Genomic DNA, 22,210 nt, shown 5'->3' with positions numbered 1-22,210 from the left:
TCGTGGCGTGTTACACCTCGCCGCAGGTGGAGGAAAGTTGATCGACATGCGCTTCGGCCCCCAGGTCTGCGGCGATCTGACCAGCGCCGCGAGCCGGGAGTGGCTGGTCCCCGACGGCCTGGGCGGATATGCGATGGGCACTGTCGGCGGGCTCCGGACGCGCCGCTACCACGGCTTGCTGGTGGTTCCCGGCGAAACGCCGGCGTCCCGCCAGGTGGGACTGGTCAGCCTCGACCCGGCGGTCACAGTGCCGTCCGGCGCGCGGGTGCGGCTCGGCGCGCACGAGTGGTCCTCCGGCGACGTGGACCCGCGTGGCTTCGAGCTGTTGGAGCGCTTCGACCTGGTCGACGGGCTGCCCCGGTGGCGGTGGCGGATCGGCGCCGTGGTGATCGAGCGGGAGGTGGCCATGCTGCCCGGCCGCTCCTGCGTGTCGGTGGTGCACCGGCTGGTCGCCGGCGGACCCGTCCGGCTGGAACTGTCGGCCGCCTGCACCTGGCGCGACGCACACGGCGAACGGCGGGCCGACGGCCCGGTTCCGCAGGTCGAGGCGGTGGCCGACGGCGCGGTGGTGGAGGGCGCGTACCGGCTGTCCGGGCCGGGCTGGGCGCCCGAGGGGCAGTGGTGGCTGGGCGTACACCACCGTGAGGAGGCCAATCGGGGCCTGAACCCGGACGAGGACCTGTGGTACGCGGGGCGGTTCGTCGGCGAACTGGAACGCCCCGGCGACACGGTGTCGGTGCGGGCGTGGGCCGGTCGACTCGACGAGGAGCCGCCGCCGGCCACCGAGATCGTGGAGACGGCCCGACGGCGCAACCGGCAGGTGGTGGCGGCGGCGAAGCCGGCCGACCCGGTCGAGGCGACGCTCACGCTGGCCGCGGACGCGTTCGTGGTGCGCCCCGGCGGGCGAGCCGTCGACGTGGTGGCCGGCTATCCGTGGTTCGGCGCCTGGTCGCGGGACACGATGATCTCCTACGAGGGGTTGTTCCTCTGCACGGGTCGCGCCGACGAGGGCCGGGAGCTGCTGCGGGCGTACGCGGCGACGCTGTCCGAGGGGATGCTCGCCAACACGGCCGACACCGGTCGGGTGGAGTACAACACCGTCGACGGCACGCTGTGGTTCCTGCACGCGGTGAGTCGGCACGTCACCGTCACCGGTGACACCGACCTGGGTGACGAGCTGCTGCCCGCGTTGGGTCAGGTGGTCGACGCCCACGTGGCCGGCACCCGGTACGGGATCTCCGTCGACCCGGCCGACGGGCTGCTCAGTCAGGGCGCCCCCGGCACCGCGCTGACCTGGATGGACGCCCGGGTGTACGGGGTGCCGGTCACCCCGCGTACCGGCAAGCCGGTCGAGGTCAACGCGTTGTGGATCAACGGGCTGGCCGGGCTCGCGGAGCTGACCGAGCTGTCGGGGCGGGACGCGGACGAGCTGTGGCGACGGCACGGGCAGGCCACCGCCTCGTTCCGGGAGCGCTACCCCGCACCGACCGGCTGGCTGCACGACGTGCTGGACGCGCCCGCGCCGGCGTACCCGCTGGGCGGGGCCGCCCTGCACGACGACGACGCGCTGCGCCCCAACCAACTACTGGCCTGGTCGCTGCCGTACGCGCCGATGGACCCGGACGAGAGCACGTTGCGGCGCATCGGTGACGGGTTGCTCACGCCGCTCGGGCCGCGCAGTCTCGCCCCCGATGCGGCGGAGTTCGTGGGCCGGCACCGGGGTGGTCCCGCCGAGCGCGACGGCGGCTACCACCAGGGCACGGTCTGGCCGTGGCTGCTCGGGCCGTACGTGGACGCGTGCCGCAGGGGCAAGATGTCGGTCGATGACGTGTTCGTTGGTATCGAGGCCCATCTGACCGAATATGGGCTAGGCTCGGTTAGCGAGACGGCCGACGGCCTCGCGCCGCACGCCGCGACCGGCTGCCCCTTTCAGGCGTGGTCGGTGGCCGAGCTGCTGCGGGTGCGCCGAAAGAGCCAGTAGCGCTTTACACGACCGCAACGGTGGTGTCTCCGCTGGTTATCTCGATCCCGGCAGGATTGGCCCCGATCCAGACGCGACGGCGACACCGGCTCCGGTGTCGGTCGGCGCGCGCCCGGGGACAACTCAAAGGGGGCCGCATGTCACCCGACGCCCACGTGATCGACATCCACCCCGCCCGGCAACTGCGGGTGCTGATGCTCTCCTGGGAGTACCCGCCGGTGCTCGTCGGCGGCCTCGGCCGTCACGTGCACGCCCTCTCCGTCGCCCTCGCCGCCGCGGGCCACGAGGTCACCGTCGTCACCCGCCACTCCGAGGGCGCACCCCTTGAGGAGTACGCCGACGGCGTGCGCATCCTGCGCGCCCCCGAGGACCCGGTCACCTTCCCCCTCGCCACCAGCAGCCTGCTGGCCTGGACCATGGCGTTCAACCACACCCTCACCCGCGCCGCGCTGCGCGCCACCGAGGCCGGCACCTACGACGTCATCCACGCCCACGACTGGCTCGTCGCCCACACCGCCGTCACCCTGGCCGAGCACCTGGACCTGCCCCTGGTCACCACCATGCACGCCACCGAGGCGGGCCGGCACCAGGGCTGGCTGCCGGAGGAGATGAACCGCACGATCCACGGCGTCGAGCACTGGCTCAGCGGCGCCTCCATCCGGGTGATCGCCTGCTCGGGGTACATGCGCGAGCAGGTCACCACGCTGTTCGACGTACCCGCGACGCAGGTCGACGTGGTGCCCAACGGGGTGGACGACCGGGCCTGGCGGGCGCGACCACGGGCGGTCGCGTCGGCCCGCGCACGGTTCGCCGCGGACGGCCCACTGGTCGGGTACGCCGGGCGACTGGTCTACGAGAAGGGCGTCCAGCACCTGATGCACGCGGTGCCCCGACTACGTAAGGAACACCCGGGGCTGCGCGTGGTGATCGCCGGGGACGGCCCGTACCGCGCCGAGTTGGAGGCCCAGGCCCGACGACTGGCGCTCAGTTCGACGGTACGGTTCACCGGTTTCCTCGACTCCAACCAGCTGCCGGCGATGCTCGGGGCCACCGACGCGACGGTGGTGCCCAGCCTCTACGAGCCGTTCGGCATGGTGGCGCTGGAGGCGGCCGCCGCCGGCGCACCGCTCGCGGTGGCCCGCACCGGCGGGCTCGCCGAGATCGTCGAACCCGGCGTCACCGGTGTGACGTTCCCGCACAGCGACCCGGACGCGCTCGCCGGCGCGGTCGGCCAACTGCTCGGTGACGAGGTCTTCGCCCGGCGGGTGGCGCGCCGCGCCCGCACCATGGTCGGCCAGCGGTACGGCTGGGCCAGCATCGCCGCCCGTACCGCCGCGAGTTACGCCGCCGCCCGACGCGAACACGGCCCACTGCAGGCCCGCCGGGCCGCCGCCCGACTGGCGGGCGGCAGCTCCCGGATCGCCATCCCGGAGGGCAATCTGCTCGCCCGCCTCGACCCCGCCGCGTGCTGAGATACGTCGGACGAGCTATAGGTAGCTTCCGATCCGCTGGTTAGGGTGTAGCCCGGACAGCGGTTGAGGAGGAGCGTGCGCAGGTGCTGATCGCTGGTCGGTACCGGCTGCTCGACCTGGTCGGCCGTGGGGGTATGGGTCGGGTGTGGCGCGCCCACGACGAGATGCTGCACCGTGAGGTCGCGGTCAAGGAAATCGTCCCCCCGAGTTGGCTGGCCGACCACGAACGGGACGAGCTGCGCTCGCGCACCCTGCGGGAGGCACGCGCCGCGGCCCGGCTCAACCATCCCGCCGTGGTCCGGCTCTACGACGTCATCCCGGTCGAGGGCAGCCCGTGGATCGTGATGGAGTACGTCCCGTCGCGCACCTTGCAGGACGTGCTCGACGCCGAGGGCCCGTTGAAGCCGGCGCGGGCGGCACGGATCGGCCTGGCGGTGCTCGACGCGCTGCACGCCGCGCACACCGCAGGGGTGCTGCACCGCGACATCAAACCGCAGAACGTGCTCGTGGCACACGACGGGCGGGTGATGCTCACCGACTTCGGGTTGGCCACGTTCGACGGCGGCGACGGCGTGATGACCCGCCCCGGCATGGTCTTCGGCTCCCCGCAGTACGTCGCCCCCGAGCGAGCCGCCGAGGGGGTGTCCACGGTCGCCGCCGACCTGTGGTCACTCGGGGCGACCCTGCACGCCGCGGTGGAGGGTCGCTCCCCGTACGCCCGCAGCACCGCAATGGCCACCCTGAGCGCACTGGCCGCCGGACCTCCGGACCCGGCTCCGCACGCCGGGCAGCTCGCGCCGGTGCTCGACGGGTTACTGCGCCGCGACCCGCGCGACCGCCTCGACCACGACGCGGCCCGCCGGCTGCTCACCGCGGCGGCGACCGACCGCCCCGAACCACCGCCGGTGTCCGAAAGACCGCCGGTGCCGGACCGGCCGGCCTCCACACCGGGCCTGGTGGCGGTGCCCGCCGTCGTCCAGGGCGGCGACGAGCAGGACCCCACCGTTCCGCTGCCCGACCCGAATCACCGCCCGAGCGAACCGACCACCACCGCGCCGGCACCGGGGCGGGCGGGTCGAGGGCGTACCACCCGTCGGCTGGCGTCGGTCGCCGTAGCGCTGCTGGTGGCCGCCGCGGCCGGCGTCGGCGCCACGCTGGCCCTCACCGACGACGAGCCCGGCGACACCGGGGGCTGGTCCTCCCAGCAGCCGCAGAACGGTCCACCCGACGGTGGCGACCCGGGCGGCCCCGGCCCCGACCGGCCCGGCCCGCCGCCCGGTGGGCGGGACGTCCCTCCGCCACCGTTCGCGTGTGTCCGCCCGCATGTCGTCGGTACGCCGGTACGGGCCGGCACCCCGACCTCTGGCGAACGGTTCCGGCCTCCGCCCGGTTGGATCTGGCACGCCGACAGCAGTGGCTTCCGGGTCTCCGTGCCGGCGACCTGGTACCACTCCCGCGACGACGGGGTGACCTGCTTCCAGGATCCGGCGACCGGCCGGGCCTTCAGCGTCGACGGGGGCAGCACCGCCGACCCGTTGGCCCGGCTGCGCGCGACCCGCGACGCGGCCATCTCAGCCGGGGCACTTCCGCAGTACGAGGAGATCCGGCTCGCCGCGACCGAGGACGGGGCGGAGTGGGAGTGCCGCTGGAAGGCTCCGTTCGGCAGTCAGTGGCTGCACGCTCGGCAACAGGTGATCGGAGGTAGCCGCTGGACGCTCGGCTGGATCGTCCACGACGAGGACTGGTCCGGGGCCGCAGCCGACTGGGAACACGTCCGAAATAGTTTCCGACCACCCCCCTGACCTGCGCCGTATGGTCATGATCCGGACTACTGTCCGGCGTGGATCGAGGCCGCTCAGCGGATGAGAAATGCCGCCACGGTGGCTATCGTGTAACTCGGGGTGACCGAGGGGGAGCGACCGTGCAGCAGTTGCTGATCGCGGGTCGGTACCGGCTGCTCGACCTGGTCGGCACCGGCGGAATGGGCCGGGTGTGGCTTGCGCGGGACGAGATGCTGCATCGCGACGTGGCGGTGAAGGAGATCGTGCCGCCGTCCTGGCTGGCCGAATCCGAACGCGAGGAGTTACGGCTGCGGACCCTGCGGGAGGCCCGTACCGCGGCTCGGCTCAACCACCCCAACGTGGTCCGCATCTACGACGTCGTGCACGACCGGGAAAGCCCCTGGATCGTGATGGAGTACGTGCCGTCCCGGTCGGTACAGCAGATCATCAGCGCCGAAGGGCCCCTGAGCCCGCAGCGCACCGCCCGGATCGGGCTGGCGGTGCTCGCCGCGCTGCGGGCCGCCCACGCCGCCGGGGTGCTGCACCGCGACGTGAAACCGCACAACGTGCTGGTGGCCGACGACGGTCGGGTGGTGCTCACCGACTTCGGGCTGGCCACCTTCGACGGCGGCGAGGGGGCGATGACCGGGCCGGGCACGGTGCTCGGCTCACCGCAGTTCGTCGCCCCCGAGCGGGCCCGCGAAGGGGTGTCGGATCAGCGCACCGACCTGTGGTCGCTGGGCGCGACGCTCTACGCGACGGTCGAGGGGCAGTCACCGTACGCTCGGTCGAGCGCGATGGCGACGCTCAGCGCGCTGGCCACCGAGCCACCGGACCCGATGCGACGGGCCGGAGCGCTGCGTCCCGTCCTCGTCGGCCTCCTCCAGCGCGACCCGTGGCGGCGGCTGACCGCGGCGGAGGCGGAATCCCTGCTGCACCACGCGGCGGCGCAGGTCGACGAGCCCACGGGTCCGCCACTGTCCTCGGCGGTGGCGGCGGTACGCAGCGCGGGTCGTGCCCACGCTCCCGCCCCGGTGGACGTGGCCGGATACCTCGACCCCCCGACGATGTCGGCGACCGAGCCGACGAGTCGTCCCCGCCGATCGCGGCGGCACCTGCTCGCCCTGGGGGGCGCCGCCACGGCTCTGCTCGTCGCCGGAGGCGTCGCGGTTGCCCTGGTCAACCGCCACGACGAACGGACACCACCGTCCGGCTCCGGCGGGGGTGTGTCGACCACCCGACCGGCCGCCTTCGCCTGCTCCACACCACCTCCGCCGCCGCCCACCTCGACTCCGGTGGCGTCGGTCGCGCCGCCCGCCGAGGCCCGGTACCGGCTGCGCGAAGGCTGGACCTGGCACGACGACCCGACCGGCTTCCGGATCGCCGCACCGATCGGCTGGGCGCGCTGGACGGAGGGGTCGGTGACCTGCTTCCGGGAATCCGGCGGGGCTCGGGTGCTCAGTGTCGAGTCGGGGCCGGCGCGGGCCGACCCGGTGGCGTACTGGAAGGCCGAGGAGGCGCGACTCACCACCGGCGACGCGCTGCTGCCCGCCTACCGCAAGGTGGACATTTCCGCGATGGACATCTTCGAGGGCGGCGCCGTGTGGGAGTGCGGCTGGGAGAACGCCGCAGGCGAGCAGGTGCACAGCTTTCGGTTGCTGGCCAACACCTCGGGCGAACGTTCCTACACCGTCTCGTGGTTGACAAAAGAGTTCGACTGGCAGGTCAACGCGGCATACTTGCCGATGATCCGGCAGAGCTTCACCCCCGCCCTCTGACAACGTCCGATGTGGACCTTCCGGGTGATGCCCCTGCGACGCCCCCGCTGACTACAGTGGCGTAGTTTTGGGCGCTCAAGATCCCTGGGGAGGGTGAGCCGAGATGATGGGTCCGCAGCACGCGCTGTCCGGCGCGGCGGTGTGGTTGGCCGGGTCCTGGGCGTTGGAGCAGTTCGCCGACTACCACCAGTCGCCGCTTGCGTTGGCGGTGGGCACGGCGGTGTGCGCCGGTGGCGCTCTCTTTCCCGATCTCGACATGTCGGGCAAGGTGACCAAGAACCAGGGTGGGGCCACCGTGGCCCGTACCTTCGGGGTCTTCTCACTCTTCGCCGCCGAGGTGATGGAGAAGATCTCGCTCGGGGTCTACTACGCCACGAAGCTCAGCAGGGACCCCCGCCGCAACAACGGGCACCGCACGCTGACCCACACGCTGCCGTTCACAGTGCTGGTCGGCTGGGGCACCACGGCGCTCTGCGCCGCGTACGGCAAGTGGGCCGTCATCACCATCCTGTTCTTCATGTTCGGCCTCGCGCTGCGCGGGCTGTTCGACGAGTGGGCGGAACGCGCCGGCTGGGTCATCATCACCCTCGCCTCCGCCGGGGCTGCCTGGTTCACCTTCGCCAACCTCCCCGGTGGTCGCGGTTATCCGCTGATCGGTACGGCGCTGGGGGTGGGCTGCTTCGTGCACATCCTCGGCGACATGATCACCCGGGCCGGGGTGCCGATCCTCTGGCCTATCCCGATCAAGCGGCGCATGTGGATGATGATCGGTCTGCCAAACAAGATCGCCCTGCGGGTCGGCAGCAAGGCCGAGGTCGTCGGGATGCGCATCGCACTGACCGTCATCTCGGCGCTCGCGACCCTCGGCCTGATCGCGCCGTCGGTGCTGAGCCGGTTCGACATCGAGATATGACCGACCCGGCAGCGCAGCTGCCACCGGCCGAGGACGCGCGCGTGCCCGAGTTTTGGGGCGCGCTCGGCCTGCCCGGTCTCGCCGACGTGCACGTGCACTTCCTGCCGCCGCGCCTGTTACGCCGCATCTGGGAGTACTTCGACGCGGCCGGGCCGCTGGTCGGCACCGATTGGCCGATCCGCTACCGGTGGAGCGACGCCGAGCGGGTCGCGCACCTGCACCGCCTGGGGGTGCGGGCCTTCAGCGCGTTGGCGTACGCGCACCGGCCGTCCATGGCGGCAGACCTGAACCGGTGGACGTTGGACTTCGCCCGGACCACCCCGGGCTGTCTCCCCTCGGCCACCTTCTTCCCCGAACCGGACGCCCCCGCGTACGTGGAGGCGGCACTGACCGCCGGAGCCCGACTGTTCAAGGTGCACCTGCAGGTCGGCAACTTCTCGCCCACCGACCCCGCACTGGACCAGGTGTGGGGGACGCTGTCCGACGCGGGCGTGCCGGTCGTGGTGCACGCCGGCCACGCTCCGGTGGGGACTGCGCACACCGGCCCGGACCCGTTCGCCGCGCTGCTCGCCCGCCACCCCCGGCTGAACGCGGTGGTCGCACACCTCGGTGCCCCGGACTACCGGGCCTTCCTGGACCTCGCCGAGACGTACGAGCGGGTTCGGTTGGACACCACGATGGTCTTCACCCCGTTCTTCGAGCAGGTCGTTCCCTTCCCCGCCGACGAACGGCCCCGGTTGCGCGAGTTGGGGCTGGCCGGCAAGGTGCTGCTGGGCAGCGACTTCCCCAACATCCCCTACCCGTACGCCGACCAACTGACCGGCCTGGCGCGAATGGACCTGGGCGACGACTGGCTGCGCGCGGTCTGCTGGGACAACGCCGCCACCCTCTTCGACCTGACCTGACCCGCGCCGGGCGACAGGCGAGGAAGATCCGCGCAACAACCCCGATGTTGCTGCCTGCGGCGCCCTGCCTGCGGCCGCGCCCTGGCGGTCCGAAAGCTTTTCGACATCTCCTATTGACGTCCTCGTAACGGGTGGCCTAGCGTCCTGTCGAACCGCTTAGTCGAAACGCTTCGACACCGCTGCGGGAGCGATCCCACGCCTGGCCGGAGGAGGTGCTCGGGTGGCCACCATGCACGACGTCGCCCGCCTCGCGCAGGTCTCGGTCAGCACCGTCTCGTACGTGCTCACCGGCACCCGGCCGATCTCGCAGGCCACCCGCAACAAGGTGCTCGCCGCGATGGCGGAGCTCGACTACCAGCCCAACGCGATGGCCCGCGGTCTGGCCAGCCGACGCAGCCGCATCCTGGGCCTGCTGATGCCGATGGACGAGCGCGGGCTCGGTGCCACCGAGACCGCTTTCGTCACCGGCGCCGCCGCCGCGGCCAGCTCGGCCGGCTACCACCTGGTGCTCTCGCCGGTCGGCGGCGGCGATCTCGAAGACCTGCGCCGGCTGGCCAGTCAGCGGATGCTCGACGGTGTCGTGCTGATGGAGGTCCAGCTGGCCGACGAGCGCGTCACAGTGCTTCAGGAGACCGGTGTGCCGCTGGTGTTGATCGGCCGTACCGCCGACACCAGCACCCTCTCCTACGTCGACATCGACTTCGACCAGACGGTGCGGGAGGCGGTCGCACACCTGGTCGGCCTGGGGCACCGGCGGATCGTCTACGTCAACCACTCTGCTGCCACGCTCGCCAGTGGCTACGGGCCCGCGTTGCGTACCCGGGATGCCTTTGTGGCGGCGATGACCGGGCACGGCCTCGACCCGGTGATGATCGCGGCCGAGGACAGCGCGGCCGGCGGGCGGGCCGCGCTGGCCGCCGCGTTCGCGCAGGCACCGGAGCTGACCGCCGTGCTGGCCATGAACGAGACCGCGATCTTCGGCATCCTCGGTGAGCTGACCGGCCGTGGCCTGTCGGTGCCGGGCGACGTCTCGGTCGTCTCGATGGTCACCTCGCCGCAGGTCGCCGAACTGGCCACCCCCGCGCTGACCGCGATGACGTCACCGGGGTCGGCGCTCGGTCGGATCGCGATCGAGGCGCTGGTACGCCACCTGGACGGCCCTGCCGCCGAGCGCCATCCGGACGGCTCCGCCGTCGAGCGTCACCAGCAACTGCTGCCGTGCGCGTTGGAGGTCCGGGGGTCGACCGCCCCTCCACGAAGCCGCCGACCCGTGAGGGCTGATCAGTAAACGGCCCGCCGCCGCGCTGCAACGCGACGACGGGCCTCGTGAAGTACCGGCTAGATACTCAACGAGGAGGATGCTAATGCAGCGATTCCACCGGCTCGTCGCCGCGCTCGCCCTGGCGGCGACCGCGACGACCACCGTGGCCGCGTGCGGTGGTGGTGACAACGCGGACGACAGTGACGCCAAGGTCCTCAAGCTCTGGCACTACGAGAGCGAGAACAGCGCGATGGGGGTCGGCTGGGACCGGGCGATCGAGATCTTCAAGTCCGAACATCCGGGTGTCGAGGTGCGCTTCGAGCGCAAGGCGTTCGAGCAGATCCAGCAGAACGCTGGCATGATCATCAACTCGTCCGAAGGCCCGGACATCATGGAGTACAACAAGGGCAACGCGACCGCCGGTCTGCTCTCCTCGCAGGGGCTGCTCACGGACCTGAGCGCCGAGGCCGACAAGCACGGCTGGGCCGGCAAGCTCAGCCCCAGCCTCCAGACCACCGCCCGCTACAGCGACAAGGGCGTAATGGGTTCGGGCAAGTGGTTCGGTGTGCCGAACTACGGCGAGTACGTCACCGTCTACTACAACAAGGACCTGTTCCAGAGCAACGGCGTCGCGGTGCCGACCAGCATGGCCGAGATGACCGCGGCGATGGACACCTTCGTCGGCAAGGGCGTCACCCCGCTGGGCATGGCCGGCGCCGAGTACCCGGCCGGGCAGCTCTTCTACCAGCTCGCCCTCGCCAAGGGCGACCGGCAGTTCGTGGACAACTACCAGCTCTACAAGAACCCTGTCGACTTCAAGGCCGACCCGCTGAGGTACGGCGCGGAGACCTTCGCCGAGTGGGTGAAGAGGGGATACGTCGCCAAGGACTCGGCCAGCCTCAAGGCCGAGGACATGGGCACCGCCTTCATCGCCGGCAAGGTTCCGATGATCGTCTCGGGTAGCTGGTGGTACGGCCGCTTCAAGACCGAGATGAAGGCCAACTGGGACACCTTCCTCTTCCCCGGCAACACCCTGCAGGCCGGCTCCTCCGGCAACATCTGGGTCGTCCCGGAGAACAGCAAGGCCAAGAGCCTGGCGTACGACTTCATCGACATCACCCTGCGTCCGGAGATCCAGGACCTGATCGGCAACAACGGTGGTGTCCCGGTCGCCGCTGACGCCTCGAAGATCACCGACCCGAAGGACCGCAAGCTGATCGAGGACTTCAACACGGTCAGCAAGCAGGATGGGCTCGCCTTCTACCCGGACTGGCCGGTCCCCGGCTACTACGACGTGCTGGTCTCCGGCTTCCAGGGCCTGATCAACGGCTCCAAGTCGCCCGACCAGGTTCTCGACACGATCGCCAAGCCGTACGCCGATGGCGTCAAGGAGATCACCGGCAAGTGACACGGCGAGCGGCGGGCGCGACCGGCACCACCGACGCGCCCGCCCGCCCCGCCGGGAAGGATCTTCCATGGCAGTCTCCGAGACCGTCGCCGCCACACCACCGGCCGCGACGCCCACCCCGCCCGCGCCCAGCCGCAGACGACGCGGACGCAACGCGGCGTACTGGCTCTACCTGCTCCCCGGGGCGACGCTCTTCGTCCTGGTCATCGGCGCACCACTGGTCGGCACCGGCTACCTGTCGTTGACCAAGTGGTCCGGCGTCGGCGACCCCCGATGGGTCGGCCTGGACAACTACCGGCAACTGCTCCAGGACGACGTGTTCTGGGCGTCGTTCCGCAACACCGTCGCGATGATCGTCGCGATGGTGGTGGTGCCCACAGTGCTCGGGCTGCTCCTCGCCGCTGTGCTCTTCGACGTCATCGGCCGCCGGTTCAAGCCCCGCACCGCCGCCGCGCTGCGGGCCGCGTTCTACCTGCCGCAGGTGCTGCCCGTCGTGGTGGCCGGCATCGTCTGGGGTTGGATCCTCCGCCCGGACGGCGCGTTCAACAGCCTGCTCGACGCGGTGGGTCTCGGCGCGTTACGCCATGACTGGCTGGGCGACCCCGACACGGCCCTACCGGCCGTGATGGCGGTGATGATCTGGGTGCAGATCGGCTACCCGGTGGTCGTCTTCATGGCGGCGCTGCAACGGGTCGACCCCGAGTTGTACGAGGCGGCCGAGGTCGACGGCGCGAACTGGCTCCACCGGTTCCGGGCCATCACCCTCCCGCAGATCCGGCCGGAAACCTTCGTGGTGGCGCTGACCTGCACCATCGCCGCGCTGAAGGTGTTCGGGCCGATCTTCGCCCTGACCCGGGGCGGCCCGGAGAACGCCACGAACGTTCCGTCCTACTTCGCGTACTACACGTTCTTCAAGAAGCTCCAGGTCGGCTACGGCTCGGCGATCTCCACGGTACTGACGCTGATCATCGTTGTGGTGGCAGTGCTCTTCATCTGGATGCAGGCTCGCAGCGAGCGCCGGGACCGGGGGTTCTGACATGGCCGTCACGCTCACACCGATCCCCGCGCCGACGAAGCAGGCCCGGCCCGTCCGCGACCGGCACCACCGCGGCCTGAGTCGTTGGGTGGTGCTCGCAGTGGTCACGCTCGGCGCGCTGGTCATGCTGGTGCCGTTCGCGTTCATGCTGCTCAACGCATTCAAGTCGCCCGGTGACTACTCGTCGGGCGGGCCGCTGAGCTGGCCGACGGAGTTCTACACCAAGGGCCTACGGACGTACTGGAACGCTGTCGACTTCCCGCTCAAGCTCTGGAACTCGGCGCTCATCGCCGGCTCCGTGGCGGTGCTCGGCGTGGCCGTGTCGCTGCTCAACGCGTACGCCCTGGGTGTCGGCCGGGTCCGTGGCCGGCTCTGGATCGTCGGTCTCTTCCTGCTGGCCAACATGCTGCCGCAGGAGGCGCTGATCTACCCGCTGTACTACGTGGCCAAGGAGGTCGGGCTCTACAACACCCGACTCGCCGTGATCATCATCTTCACCGTCATCCAGAGCGCGTTCGGCACGTACCTGCTCGCCTCGGTGCTGGGCACGTTCCCGCGCTCGCTGCTGGAGGCCGCCGCGCTGGACGGCGCCGGCAAGTGGACGGTGCTGTGGCGGGTGGTCTTCCCCAACCTGCGGCCCACCCTCGCGGTGCTGCTCATCTTCTTCTTCATCTGGACCTGGAACGAGTTCCTCATCCCGCTGGTCATGCTCATCGACAACCAGACGCAGACCATCCCGGTCGCGCTCGCCTCGCTCCAGGGCGACCGGCTGATGGACGCTCCGACCACCAACGCCGGCGCGCTGATCAGCCTGGTGCCGGCCATCCTCTTCTTCCTCATCTTCCAGCGCACCCTGGCGCGCGGCATCACGGCAGGAGCCGAGAAGTGAAGTTCACCGACGGGTACTGGCAACTGCGCCCCGGTGTCAGTGTCCTGCGCCCCGGCACCGTGGAGTCGGTCGAGCCGGACCAGCGCGGTTTCACCGTCTTCGCACCGACCGGTCGGATCACCGGACGCGGCGGCACCCTCAACCGGCCTCTGGTCACCGTCCGCTTCTTCTCCCCCGCCCCCGGCGTCATCGGGGTGACCATCGCCCACCACACCGGCGGGCTGCCCCGCGAACCGCACTTCGGGCTGAGCACCGGCGACACGCACCCGGTGGCCGTTGACGTCACCGGGCTCAGCGCGACGCTGACCACCGGTGAGCTGACCGCGCGGGTCGCGCTCGTCGACGGGTGGCGGGTCGACTTCCGGCACGGCGACCGGCTGCTCACCGCGTCCACCGAGCGCAGCATCGGCCTCGTCACCGACGCCGAGGGCCGGCCGCACGTGCACGAGCGGCTCGCGCTGGGTGTCGGCGAGACGGTGTACGGGTTGGGCGAGCGCTTCGGTCCGTTCGTGAAAAACGGGCAGACCGTCGACATCTGGAACGCCGACGGCGGCACCGCCAGCGAGCAGGCGTACAAGAACGTGCCGTTCTACCTGAGCAGCGCCGGCTACGGGGTGTTCGTGGACCACCCGGAGCACGTGTCGTTCGAGGTCGGCTCCGAGGTCGTCACGCAGACCCAGTTCAGCGTCGAAGGGCAGTCGCTCACCTACTACGTCATCGACGGGCCCAACCCGAAGGACGTGCTGCGTCGCTACACGGCGCTCACCGGCCGCCCGGCCCGCATCCCCGCCTGGTCGTACGGGTTGTGGCTGTCCACCTCCTTCACCACCTCGTACGACGAGAAGACAGTCACCGAGTTCGTCGACGGGATGGCCGAACGTGGGCTGCCGCTGTCGGTGTTCCACTTCGACTGCTTCTGGATGCGCCAGTTCCACTGGGTCGACTTCGTCTGGGATCCGGCGACCTTCCCCGACCCGGAGGGGATGCTGCGCCGGCTGCGCGAGCGCGACCTCAAGGTCTGCGTGTGGATCAACCCGTACATCGCCCAGCGCTCGTACCTCTTCGAGGAGGGGCGGCAGGCCGGTTACCTGGTGCGCAGGCCCGACGGCTCGGTCTGGCAGTGGGACAAGTGGCAGGCCGGCATGGCGCTCGTCGACTTCACCAACCCGGACGCGGTCCGCTGGTTCACCGGCAAGCTCAAGGTGCTGCTCGACATGGGCGTGGACTGCTTCAAGACCGACTTCGGCGAGCGCATCCCGACCGATGTGGTGTGGCACGACGGTTCGGACCCGCAGCGGATGCACAACTACTACTCCTACCTCTACAACAGGGCGGTCTTCGAGCTGTTGGAGGCGGAGCGCGGCAAGGGCGAGGCGGTGCTGTTCGCCCGCTCGGCCACGACCGGCGGGCAGCAGTTCCCGGTGCACTGGGGCGGTGACTGCGAGTCGACGTTCTCCGCGATGGCCGAGTCGCTGCGCGGAGGGCTGTCCCTGGCGTCGTCCGGTTTCGGTTACTGGAGCCACGACATCGGCGGCTTCGAGGGCACCCCCGACCCGGTGGTGTTCAAGCGGTGGGTTGCCTTCGGGTTACTCTCCTCGCACTCCCGGCTGCACGGCTCCGGGTCGTACCGGGTGCCGTGGGCGTTCGACGACGAGGCCGTCGACGTGCTGCGGCACTTCACCCAGCTCAAGCTCCGCCTGATGCCGTACCTGGCGGCCGCCGCGCAGGAGGCGCACCGCGACGGTACGCCGATGATGCGGCCGATGTTCGTGGAGTTCCCGGACGACCCGGCCACCGCGTACCTGGACCGGCAGTACATGCTCGGCCCCGACGTGCTGGTCGCCCCGGTGTTCAGCGCCGACGGCGACGTCACCTACTACGTGCCCGCCGGCACCTGGACGCACCTGGTCAGCGGGGCGCAGGTCATCGGCCCGGCGTGGGTCACCGAGAAGCACGCGTTCGACAGCCTTCCCGTGCTGGCCCGGCCCGGCGCGGTCATCCCGTTCGGCGCACGCGACGACCGACCGGACTACGAGTGGGCAGACGATGTGCGGCTACGGCTGTACGCACCGGGCGAGGGGCAACGGACCCGGGTACGGGTACCGTCACCCGGGCACGGGCCGGGCGCCGAGTTCGACGTGCGCTACGAGGACGGGACGGCCAGTGCCGCACTGGTCGCCGGTACCTCGACGGGCTACATCTGCGAGATCCAGGGGACTGAACGATGACGCAACACCACTTCCCGGAGAGCTTCGTCTGGGGATCGGCGACGGCGGCGTACCAGATCGAGGGCGCGGCCAACGAAGACGGGCGCGGGCCGTCGATCTGGGACACCTACAGCCACACACCGGGTCGGACGCTGAACGGCGACACCGGCGACGTGGCCGCCGACCACTACCACCGGTGGGCCGACGACCTCGGGCACATCGCCGACCTCGGGCTCGACGCGTACCGGTTCTCCATCGCGTGGCCGCGGGTGCAGCCCGGCGGCTCGGGCCGGTTCAACCAGGCCGGCATCGACTTCTACTCCCGGCTGGTGGACGGGCTGCTGGAACGTGGCGTCCGCCCGGTGGCGACGATGTACCACTGGGACCTGCCGCAGGAGTTGGAGGACGCCGGCGGCTGGGCGGCGCGGGAGACCGCGCTGCGCTTCCAGGAGTACGCAGCGGGCATCGTCGGCGCGCTGGGCGACCGGGTGCACACCTGGACGACGCTCAACGAGCCCTGGTGCTCGGCGTACCTGGGCTACGCCTCGGGCGTGCACGCGCCCGGCCGGACCGAGCCGGCGGCGGCGCTGGCCGCGGTGCACCACCTGAACCTCGCGCACGGCCTGGCCGGGCGGGTGATCCGGGAGCTGGCCCCGGCCGCCGAGCTGTCGGTGACGCTGAACCTGCACGTCATCCGGGGGGCGTCCGAGTCGGAAGCGGACCAGGACGCGGTGCGCCGGATCGACGCGTTGGCCAACCGGGCGTTCCTCGGCCCGATGCTCGACGGGGCGTACCCGGCAGACCTGCTGGCCGACACCGCGGCCGTCACCGACTGGTCGTTCGTCCGTGACGGTGACGAGAAGCAGATCGCGGTGCCGCTGGACGTGCTCGGGGTCAACTACTACTCGAGCACCCTGGTCCGGGCGTGGGACGGGGTGTCTGCCCGCTCCGACGCCGACGGGCACGGCGCGTCGACCTCGACGCCGTGGGTCGCCGCGGACAACGTCGACTTCCTGCCGCAGCCCGGCCCGTACACGGCGATGGGGTGGAACATCGACCCGCCGGCGCTGACCGAGCTGCTGCTGCGCCTGCAGCGCGAATACCCGAACCAGCCGATGATGATCACCGAGAACGGCGCGGCGTTCGACGACGAGGTGTCGGCCGACGGCCGGATCCACGACGACCGGCGGATCGACTACCTGCGTCGGCACATCGGCGCGGTGGCCGACGCTCGCGCGGAAGGCGCTGACGTCCGGGGCTACTTCGTCTGGTCGCTGCTGGACAACTTCGAGTGGGGCTACGGCTACGACCGCCGCTTCGGCATCATCCGGGTCGACTACGACACCCAGGTACGCACCTGGAAGGACAGCGCCCACTGGTACCAGCGCCTCGCCGCAACCGGCCAGCTGCCGGACGCCTGACGGTCACCGGAGTTGCTCGTCTGCCCAGCGGGCGAGCAACTCCGGCCCTCCTCGACGCCCGGGCACTTCGGCTGCGGGGCGTGACCGATCGACGGTCAGCCCACCTCTGGTGCCAGCCCGACCGCAGGGGCGCGCCACCGCCGGGCCATCCAACCGACCCCTTCCGCGGTGAGCGCGTACAGGACGACCGGGGCGAGAACGAGGAGCGCGGCGACGCCCGCCACCACTGGCACGTAACCGGCGGGCACCTCCGTGAGGACGGCACCGACCACTGCGTACCCGATGGCCAGGACGACAGCGACGATCGTGGACAGCGCCACCACCCGGCCGGTCCCCCGCCGCCGGCCGACTGCCTGCCCGAACGCCACAGCCGGCAGGAAGAGCAGGGGAAGCAGGGCCACGCCGGCCACCGCCGCTGCCAGCGCGAGCATCGGCCCGGCCAGCGGACCGCCCAGACCGGACCCGGTGACGACCGCGAACACCAGCAGACCGAAATAGCCCACTACCGACTGGGCCACGAAGGTCAGCCAGGCGGCCGCCATCCCCGCCAGGTGGCGAGCGATACGAACAACCATGGGGTCCGCCCTCCCGATTCCGACAGCGGCGCGGCTGTCCACGGTCGGAGGCTACGTGAGGTCACGCTTCTGGGTTGCCCCGTCCCCGCCTCGCCCTCTCGGATCCGCTCAGACGCCCACGCGCTGCGGCGGAACGGTGAGCCCGTAGAGCTCCATCAGCTCCGGCGTGTCGACCCGGCTGCCGTCGGCCACCGAGTCGCAGGCGATGTCGACGATCTGGTCCTTGTGCGCCAGCAGGTACGGCCGCGCGCCGACGTCGGCGCTGGCCAACGTGGCGATGCCGGGCCAGTGCCGGCGACCGAAGAGCATCGGGTACCCGCGCAACCCGTCGTAGGTGGCGCAGACCAGCACGTCCGGGTACGGCAACGCGGCCACCCGGCTGACCGCCGTGGCGGTCAGACCCGGCATGTCGACCGGGACCACCACCACCGCCTCGATCCCCTCGTCACCCATGGCGGCCAGGCCGGCCCGGATGGACGAGCCGACCCCGGTGCCCCACGCCTTGTTGATCACAACGGTGGCCTTGTCCAGGTCGGCGGCCTCCTGGACCTGCTCCGCGGCGGCGCCCAGCACGACCACGATCTGCTCGCAGCCCGCCTCGGTCATCGTGTCGATCATCTGGTTGACCAGGGGCTTGTCCCCCTGGCGCAGCAGCGCCTCGGGACCACCGATCCGTCGTCCCCCGCCCGCTGCGATGATCATTCCTGCGATCCGGTTCAGCTGCGCCCCCTCTGGCACGGGACGACCGTTACCGATCCGCCCCTTCCTACGGACACTGCAACGAGGACGGCCAGCGGAGGGTGGCGGGGCGAAAAGGAGAAATAGCACAACCGTTACACATTGGAGCACCCGCGACGGTGGGCGGGCGGTTCGATCGACTCCAGGTCGCCGATGTGGCGGTATGCGGGCGGCGGGATACCACCACATCGCCGAAGTGGCGCACGGGCGATCCCGACACGCGTCGATCGCGGGCGGGTCAGCGCCGTCGGTCAGGTGGCGTCGGCGTAGCAGTCGACAACTGACAGGTCCAGCGGAAACCGCACCGGCGTCGCACCGAAGAGCAGCGCGGAGGCCCGCTCGCCGGACCGCGTGACAGCCTCGGCGACCGCCGCCGCCTGCTCGGCGGGAGCGTGCACCATCACCTCGTCGTGCTGGAAGAAGACCAACTCGGCATCGGTGCCGGTCAACTCCGTCCGCAGCGTGGCCAGCAACGTGGAGGCCCACTCGGCGGCGGTGGCCTGGATGACGAAGTTGCGGGTGAAACGACCCCGGGACCGTGCCGCGCGAGCCCGCGGACTCTGCGGATCGGCCGCCCCTTCCGGATCGGAGGACGCGTCGTCGAGATCGCCGAAGCCGGCCGAGCCGGGCGGGCACGTCCGCCCGAGCCACGACCGCACCAGCCCACCCGTCTCGCCGGTGCGGGCCGCCGCCTCGACGTAGCCGAACGCGGTCGGGTAACTGCGCTTCAGCACCGCCAGGGCGGGCACCGCGGCACCGCCGGTCTGCCCGTACATGGCACCCAGCAGCGCCACCTTGGCGCGGGGCCGGTCGCCGCCGAACGAGTCCCGGGCCAACGCGGCGTAGAGGTCGCCGGCACCACCCGCCGCTGCCAACCGGTCGTCGCCGGACACCGCGGCGAGCACCCGAGGCTCCAACTGGCCGGCGTCGGCGACCACCAGTCGCCAGCCCGGATCGGCCACCACCGCCCGTCGGATCACCTTCGGGATCTGCAGCGCGCCACCACCCCGGGTGGCCCACCGGCCGGAGACGACGCCACCCGGCACGTACTCCGGTTGGAATCGGCCGCCCTGCACCCACTGCTCACGCCAGGCCCAGCCGTGCGCCGTCCAGATCCGGTAGAGCTCCTTGTATTCCAGCACCAGCGGCACCGCCGGATGGTCGACGCCGCGCAACACCCAGGCTCGGGTGTTGGGCAGCTCCACCCCGGCCCGGGCGAACGCCTTCAGCAGCTCCGCCGGGGAGTCGGCGTGCAGGTGGCGTACGCCGAGCGCGTCGGCGATCCGGGCGGCCAACTCGGCGAGACGACGTGGCGGGCCACCCACCGGAGACGGCTCACCCAGCAGCTCGTGCAGGATCTCGTCGTGCACGTCGGCCCGCCAGGGCAGCCCGGCGAACCCCATCTCCACAGCGATCAACGCGCCGGCGGACTCGGCGGCCACCAGCAGCCGGAACCGACCGGGATGCTCGGTGGTGGCGATTCGGGCGAGCTGGTCGGCGTACACCTTGGTCAGTGCCTCGATGCCCGGGCCCGGCGGGCCGGGCATCGTGTCGAAGAGCGCGCCCTGCCCGTGCCCGGGTGGCGCGGCGGTGCGCGGCGGCGGGTCGGGCGGCACCACCGCACCGGTCAGCCGGGCCCACGCGGCGGCCAGCGAGCGGGGCTCACCCCAGCGGCCCGCGTGCCCCAGCAGCAACGCCTCGGTCAACTCCACGTCGTGACACCTGTCGACCCGGACGCCGGCGCGCAGCAACGCCGGGTAGACCGACGCGGAGCCGGGCCAGACCCAGCGTGGGTGGTCGGCAGCCTCGCGGGCGCTGACGGCGGCGGCCAGGTCGGTGACGACCTCGGTCGGGCCGACCGGCCGACCGGCGGAATCCAGTGGGCACAGCACTCCCCCACCCCGCTCGTCGGAGACCATCGCTACCAGCACGAACGCGATTCTGCCTCTCCCCTGCGACAGGAACGGAGGCGCACCTCACCCGTTTCGGGTCGGTGGGGTGTCGGGCCCTGTCGGTAGCGTGACCTGGTGCCTCCGCAGATCCCGCATCCCGATCCAGGCACTCCGGACACCCGCGGTCCGATGCGATACCTGTGGTGGCTCACCCGCCGCCAACCCTGGCGGGTGCTGCGCGGCAGTCTGCTCGGCACGGCCTGGATGATCGGGCTGTCGGCCCGGCCCTACCTGATCGCCCGCGCCGTCGACGACGGTCTCCGCGCCCGCGACACCCGGGCGCTGGCGTTCTGGGTCGCGGCCATCGTCGTCGCGGGGGTGGTTCTCTCATTCCTGGGCATCATGCGGCACCGCACGATGACCTTCATCCGGGAGGACGCCAAGGCCCGTTCCGCCGAGGTGCTGCTGCGCCACCTGTCCCGGATCGGCTCGGTGCTGCCCCGCCGGGTCGCCTCCGGCGAGGTGTCCACCATCGGCGGGTCCGACATCGACTGGACGGCACAGGTGCTGACGCTGACCGGGCCGGGCGTCGGAGCAGTCGTCGCCTACGGGGTCATCGCCGTGGTGCTCTGGTCGATCTCCCCGATGCTCGCGCTGTGCGTGCTGGTGGGGGTGCCGGCGGTCGGGCTGGTCGTCGGGCCGCTGCTGCGCCGCCTCGAACGGGCGGAGTCGATCTACCGGCGGCAGCAGGGCGCGCTCACCGCCCGGTCCGGTGACATCGTGGCCGGGCTGCGGGTGCTCGCCGGGGTGGGAGGTCGGGGCCTGTTCGCCAGCCGATACGCGGCCCGATCCCAGGAGCTGCGCGCCGAGGGCTACCGGGTGGGCGCTGTCATCAGCTGGATCGACGCGGCGACGGTGGCCATCCCCGGGCTGTTCCTGGCAGCGGTGGTGTGGCTGACGGCTCGGATGGCGGTGACGGGTGACGTCACGATCGGGGAACTGGTCGCCGTCTACGGCTACGTGGCGACACTGATCGTGCCGGTCTGGTTCCTGCTGGAGGGCAGTCACCAGCTGATCCGGGGGCGGGTCGCCGCCCGACGGATCATCGGCCTGCTCAACGTGACCTCGGACGACGTCGGCGGCCCGGGTCGCCGGTGGTCGGGCCCGGTGCCCGAGGCACGCCAGCCGGAAGCCCTGGCGGCACCGGCCGGCCCCGCCGACCTGTACGACCCGGTGACCGGGCTGACCGTACGCGCCGGCCGGCTGACCGGGGTGGCGGCCGACGACCCGGCGGCGGCCGTGGCACTGGCCGACCGCCTCGGCCGGTACGTGGTCAGCGACACCACCTGGGGTGGCGTGCCGCTGGCCGGGGTCGCCCTGGACGAGGTCCGCTCCCGGGTCCTGGTCGCCGACCACGACTCGTACCTCTTCGCCGGGACACTGCGCGACATCTTGCGCGGCGGGGCCGCCGACGGTGACGACCCTGTCGACGCGGCAGTGCGGACGGCCTCGGCCGAGGACGTGGTCGATGCCCTGCCGGCCGGGCTGGACACCCCGATCGACTCCCGGGCCCGGACCCTCTCCGGCGGTCAACGCCAACGGGTCCGCCTCGCGCGCGCCCTCCTCGCCGAGCCGGAGGTGCTGATCCTCGTCGACCCGACGTCGGCGGTGGACGCGCACACCGAGGCGCGGATCGCCGAGCGGTTGCGGGTCGCGCGGGCCGGGCGGACGACAGTGCTGATCGCCACGTCACCGCTGCTGCTCGGCCGGGCCGACCTGGTCGCGCACCTGAGCGGCGGCCGGATCACCGCCACCGGCAGCCACACCGACCTGCTCGACTCCGACGCCGACTACCGGCACCTGGTGGCCCGGGGCAGCGACGAGCCCGAGCCCGCCGACACCGAGGAGGCGTACCGGTGAGCCGGCTGCCGGTGGCCGACCGAGTCACCGTAC

Annotated in this window: 16 protein-coding genes; 13 read left to right on the top strand and 3 right to left on the bottom strand. The window is 71.6% G+C overall.

The window, feature by feature from the left end; all coding sequences use genetic code 11:
• Window positions 1-37: 37 nt before the first annotated feature.
• The 12 genes from FHU34_RS11600 (at window position 38) to FHU34_RS11545 (ending at window position 17,052) form a co-directional block, all read left to right on the top strand.
• On the top strand, window positions 38-1,981 hold the full coding sequence (locus tag FHU34_RS11600; RefSeq protein ID WP_145779960.1) for an amylo-alpha-1,6-glucosidase: 1,944 nt from the start codon (window positions 38-40) through the stop codon (window positions 1,979-1,981).
• 137 nt (window positions 1,982-2,118) lie between these two features.
• Window positions 2,119-3,453 carry a glycosyltransferase family 4 protein gene (locus tag FHU34_RS11595; protein WP_208744964.1) on the top strand — a complete coding sequence of 445 codons (1,335 nt, stop codon included), beginning with the start codon at window positions 2,119-2,121 and terminating at the stop codon, window positions 3,451-3,453.
• An 83-nt stretch (window positions 3,454-3,536) separates the two neighbouring features.
• Window positions 3,537-5,255 carry a serine/threonine-protein kinase gene (locus tag FHU34_RS11590; RefSeq protein ID WP_244311616.1) on the top strand — a complete coding sequence of 573 codons (1,719 nt, stop codon included), beginning with the start codon at window positions 3,537-3,539 and terminating at the stop codon, window positions 5,253-5,255.
• A gap of 119 nt (window positions 5,256-5,374) precedes the next feature.
• Complete coding sequence (locus FHU34_RS11585; RefSeq protein ID WP_145779959.1) at window positions 5,375-7,012, top strand: serine/threonine-protein kinase; 1,638 nt, start codon at window positions 5,375-5,377, stop codon at window positions 7,010-7,012.
• A 103-nt stretch (window positions 7,013-7,115) separates the two neighbouring features.
• The gene (locus FHU34_RS11580) at window positions 7,116-7,925 is read left to right on the top strand and encodes a metal-dependent hydrolase (protein WP_145779958.1); all 810 of its coding nucleotides are present in this window, start codon (window positions 7,116-7,118) and stop codon (window positions 7,923-7,925) included.
• Entirely contained in the window at window positions 7,922-8,830 is a 909-nt protein-coding gene (locus tag FHU34_RS11575) for an amidohydrolase family protein (protein WP_145779957.1), read from the top strand. The genes FHU34_RS11580 and FHU34_RS11575 overlap by 4 nt, the downstream gene beginning before the upstream one ends.
• Window positions 8,831-9,059: 229 nt before the next feature.
• Complete coding sequence (locus FHU34_RS11570) at window positions 9,060-10,118, top strand: LacI family DNA-binding transcriptional regulator (protein ID WP_244311931.1); 1,059 nt, start codon at window positions 9,060-9,062, stop codon at window positions 10,116-10,118.
• A 76-nt stretch (window positions 10,119-10,194) separates the two neighbouring features.
• Window positions 10,195-11,499 carry an ABC transporter substrate-binding protein gene (locus FHU34_RS11565; RefSeq protein WP_145779955.1) on the top strand — a complete coding sequence of 435 codons (1,305 nt, stop codon included), beginning with the start codon at window positions 10,195-10,197 and terminating at the stop codon, window positions 11,497-11,499.
• A gap of 67 nt (window positions 11,500-11,566) precedes the next feature.
• Complete coding sequence (locus FHU34_RS11560) at window positions 11,567-12,535, top strand: carbohydrate ABC transporter permease (RefSeq protein ID WP_145779954.1); 969 nt, start codon at window positions 11,567-11,569, stop codon at window positions 12,533-12,535.
• A gap of 1 nt (window position 12,536) precedes the next feature.
• Window positions 12,537-13,424, top strand: a complete 888-nt coding sequence (locus FHU34_RS11555) for a carbohydrate ABC transporter permease (protein WP_145779953.1) — start codon at window positions 12,537-12,539, stop codon at window positions 13,422-13,424.
• Window positions 13,421-15,652 carry an alpha-xylosidase gene (gene yicI / locus FHU34_RS11550; protein ID WP_145779952.1) on the top strand — a complete coding sequence of 744 codons (2,232 nt, stop codon included), beginning with the start codon at window positions 13,421-13,423 and terminating at the stop codon, window positions 15,650-15,652. The genes FHU34_RS11555 and yicI overlap by 4 nt, the downstream gene beginning before the upstream one ends.
• Window positions 15,649-17,052 carry a GH1 family beta-glucosidase gene (locus tag FHU34_RS11545; RefSeq protein ID WP_145779951.1) on the top strand — a complete coding sequence of 468 codons (1,404 nt, stop codon included), beginning with the start codon at window positions 15,649-15,651 and terminating at the stop codon, window positions 17,050-17,052. Before yicI ends, FHU34_RS11545 begins: the two co-directional genes overlap by 4 nt.
• 95 nt (window positions 17,053-17,147) lie before the next feature.
• On the opposite strand, the gene FHU34_RS11540 is transcribed toward FHU34_RS11545, so the two are convergent.
• The 3 genes from FHU34_RS11540 to FHU34_RS11530 form a co-directional block, all read right to left on the bottom strand.
• Window positions 17,148-17,627: a hypothetical protein gene (locus tag FHU34_RS11540; protein ID WP_145779950.1), complete on the bottom strand. Its 480-nt coding sequence runs from the start codon at window positions 17,625-17,627 to the stop codon at window positions 17,148-17,150.
• A gap of 108 nt (window positions 17,628-17,735) precedes the next feature.
• Entirely contained in the window at window positions 17,736-18,329 is a 594-nt protein-coding gene (locus FHU34_RS11535; RefSeq protein WP_145779949.1) for a nucleotidyltransferase family protein, read from the bottom strand.
• Between the two features lie 287 nt (window positions 18,330-18,616).
• Window positions 18,617-20,284: a bifunctional 3'-5' exonuclease/DNA polymerase gene (locus FHU34_RS11530; RefSeq protein ID WP_145785545.1), complete on the bottom strand. Its 1,668-nt coding sequence runs from the start codon at window positions 20,282-20,284 to the stop codon at window positions 18,617-18,619.
• Window positions 20,285-20,446: 162 nt separating this feature from the next.
• Between FHU34_RS11530 and FHU34_RS11525 the strand changes: the two genes are divergently transcribed.
• Entirely contained in the window at window positions 20,447-22,177 is a 1,731-nt protein-coding gene (locus FHU34_RS11525; RefSeq protein WP_167524939.1) for an ABC transporter ATP-binding protein, read from the top strand.
• Window positions 22,178-22,210 lie beyond the last annotated feature (33 nt).

This window comes from Micromonospora taraxaci (assembly GCF_007830095.1).
In the GTDB taxonomy this organism is placed as follows: Bacteria; Actinomycetota; Actinomycetes; order Mycobacteriales; family Micromonosporaceae; genus Micromonospora; species Micromonospora taraxaci.
Note: the sequence above shows the minus strand (reverse complement) of the source record. Positions and strands in the feature narration are given on the sequence as shown.

Bases quoted from the DNA above. Each gene is read 5' to 3' on its own strand.
- FHU34_RS11595 (WP_208744964.1), top strand. From the start codon at position 2,119: ATGTCACCCGACGCCCACGTGATCGACATCCACCCCGCCCGGCAACTG.
- FHU34_RS11580 (WP_145779958.1), top strand. From the start codon at position 7,116: ATGATGGGTCCGCAGCACGCGCTGTCCGGCGCGGCGGTGTGGTTGGCC.
- FHU34_RS11575 (WP_145779957.1), top strand. From the start codon at position 7,922: ATGACCGACCCGGCAGCGCAGCTGCCACCGGCCGAGGACGCGCGCGTG.
- FHU34_RS11570 (WP_244311931.1), top strand. From the start codon at position 9,060: ATGCACGACGTCGCCCGCCTCGCGCAGGTCTCGGTCAGCACCGTCTCG.
- FHU34_RS11565 (WP_145779955.1), top strand. From the start codon at position 10,195: ATGCAGCGATTCCACCGGCTCGTCGCCGCGCTCGCCCTGGCGGCGACC.
- FHU34_RS11560 (WP_145779954.1), top strand. From the start codon at position 11,567: ATGGCAGTCTCCGAGACCGTCGCCGCCACACCACCGGCCGCGACGCCC.
- FHU34_RS11555 (WP_145779953.1), top strand. From the start codon at position 12,537: ATGGCCGTCACGCTCACACCGATCCCCGCGCCGACGAAGCAGGCCCGG.
- FHU34_RS11545 (WP_145779951.1), top strand. From the start codon at position 15,649: ATGACGCAACACCACTTCCCGGAGAGCTTCGTCTGGGGATCGGCGACG.
- FHU34_RS11540 (WP_145779950.1), bottom strand. From the start codon at position 17,627: ATGGTTGTTCGTATCGCTCGCCACCTGGCGGGGATGGCGGCCGCCTGG.
- FHU34_RS11535 (WP_145779949.1), bottom strand. From the start codon at position 18,329: ATGATCATCGCAGCGGGCGGGGGACGACGGATCGGTGGTCCCGAGGCG.
- FHU34_RS11530 (WP_145785545.1), bottom strand. From the start codon at position 20,284: ATGGTCTCCGACGAGCGGGGTGGGGGAGTGCTGTGCCCACTGGATTCC.
- FHU34_RS11525 (WP_167524939.1), top strand. From the start codon at position 20,447: ATGCGATACCTGTGGTGGCTCACCCGCCGCCAACCCTGGCGGGTGCTG.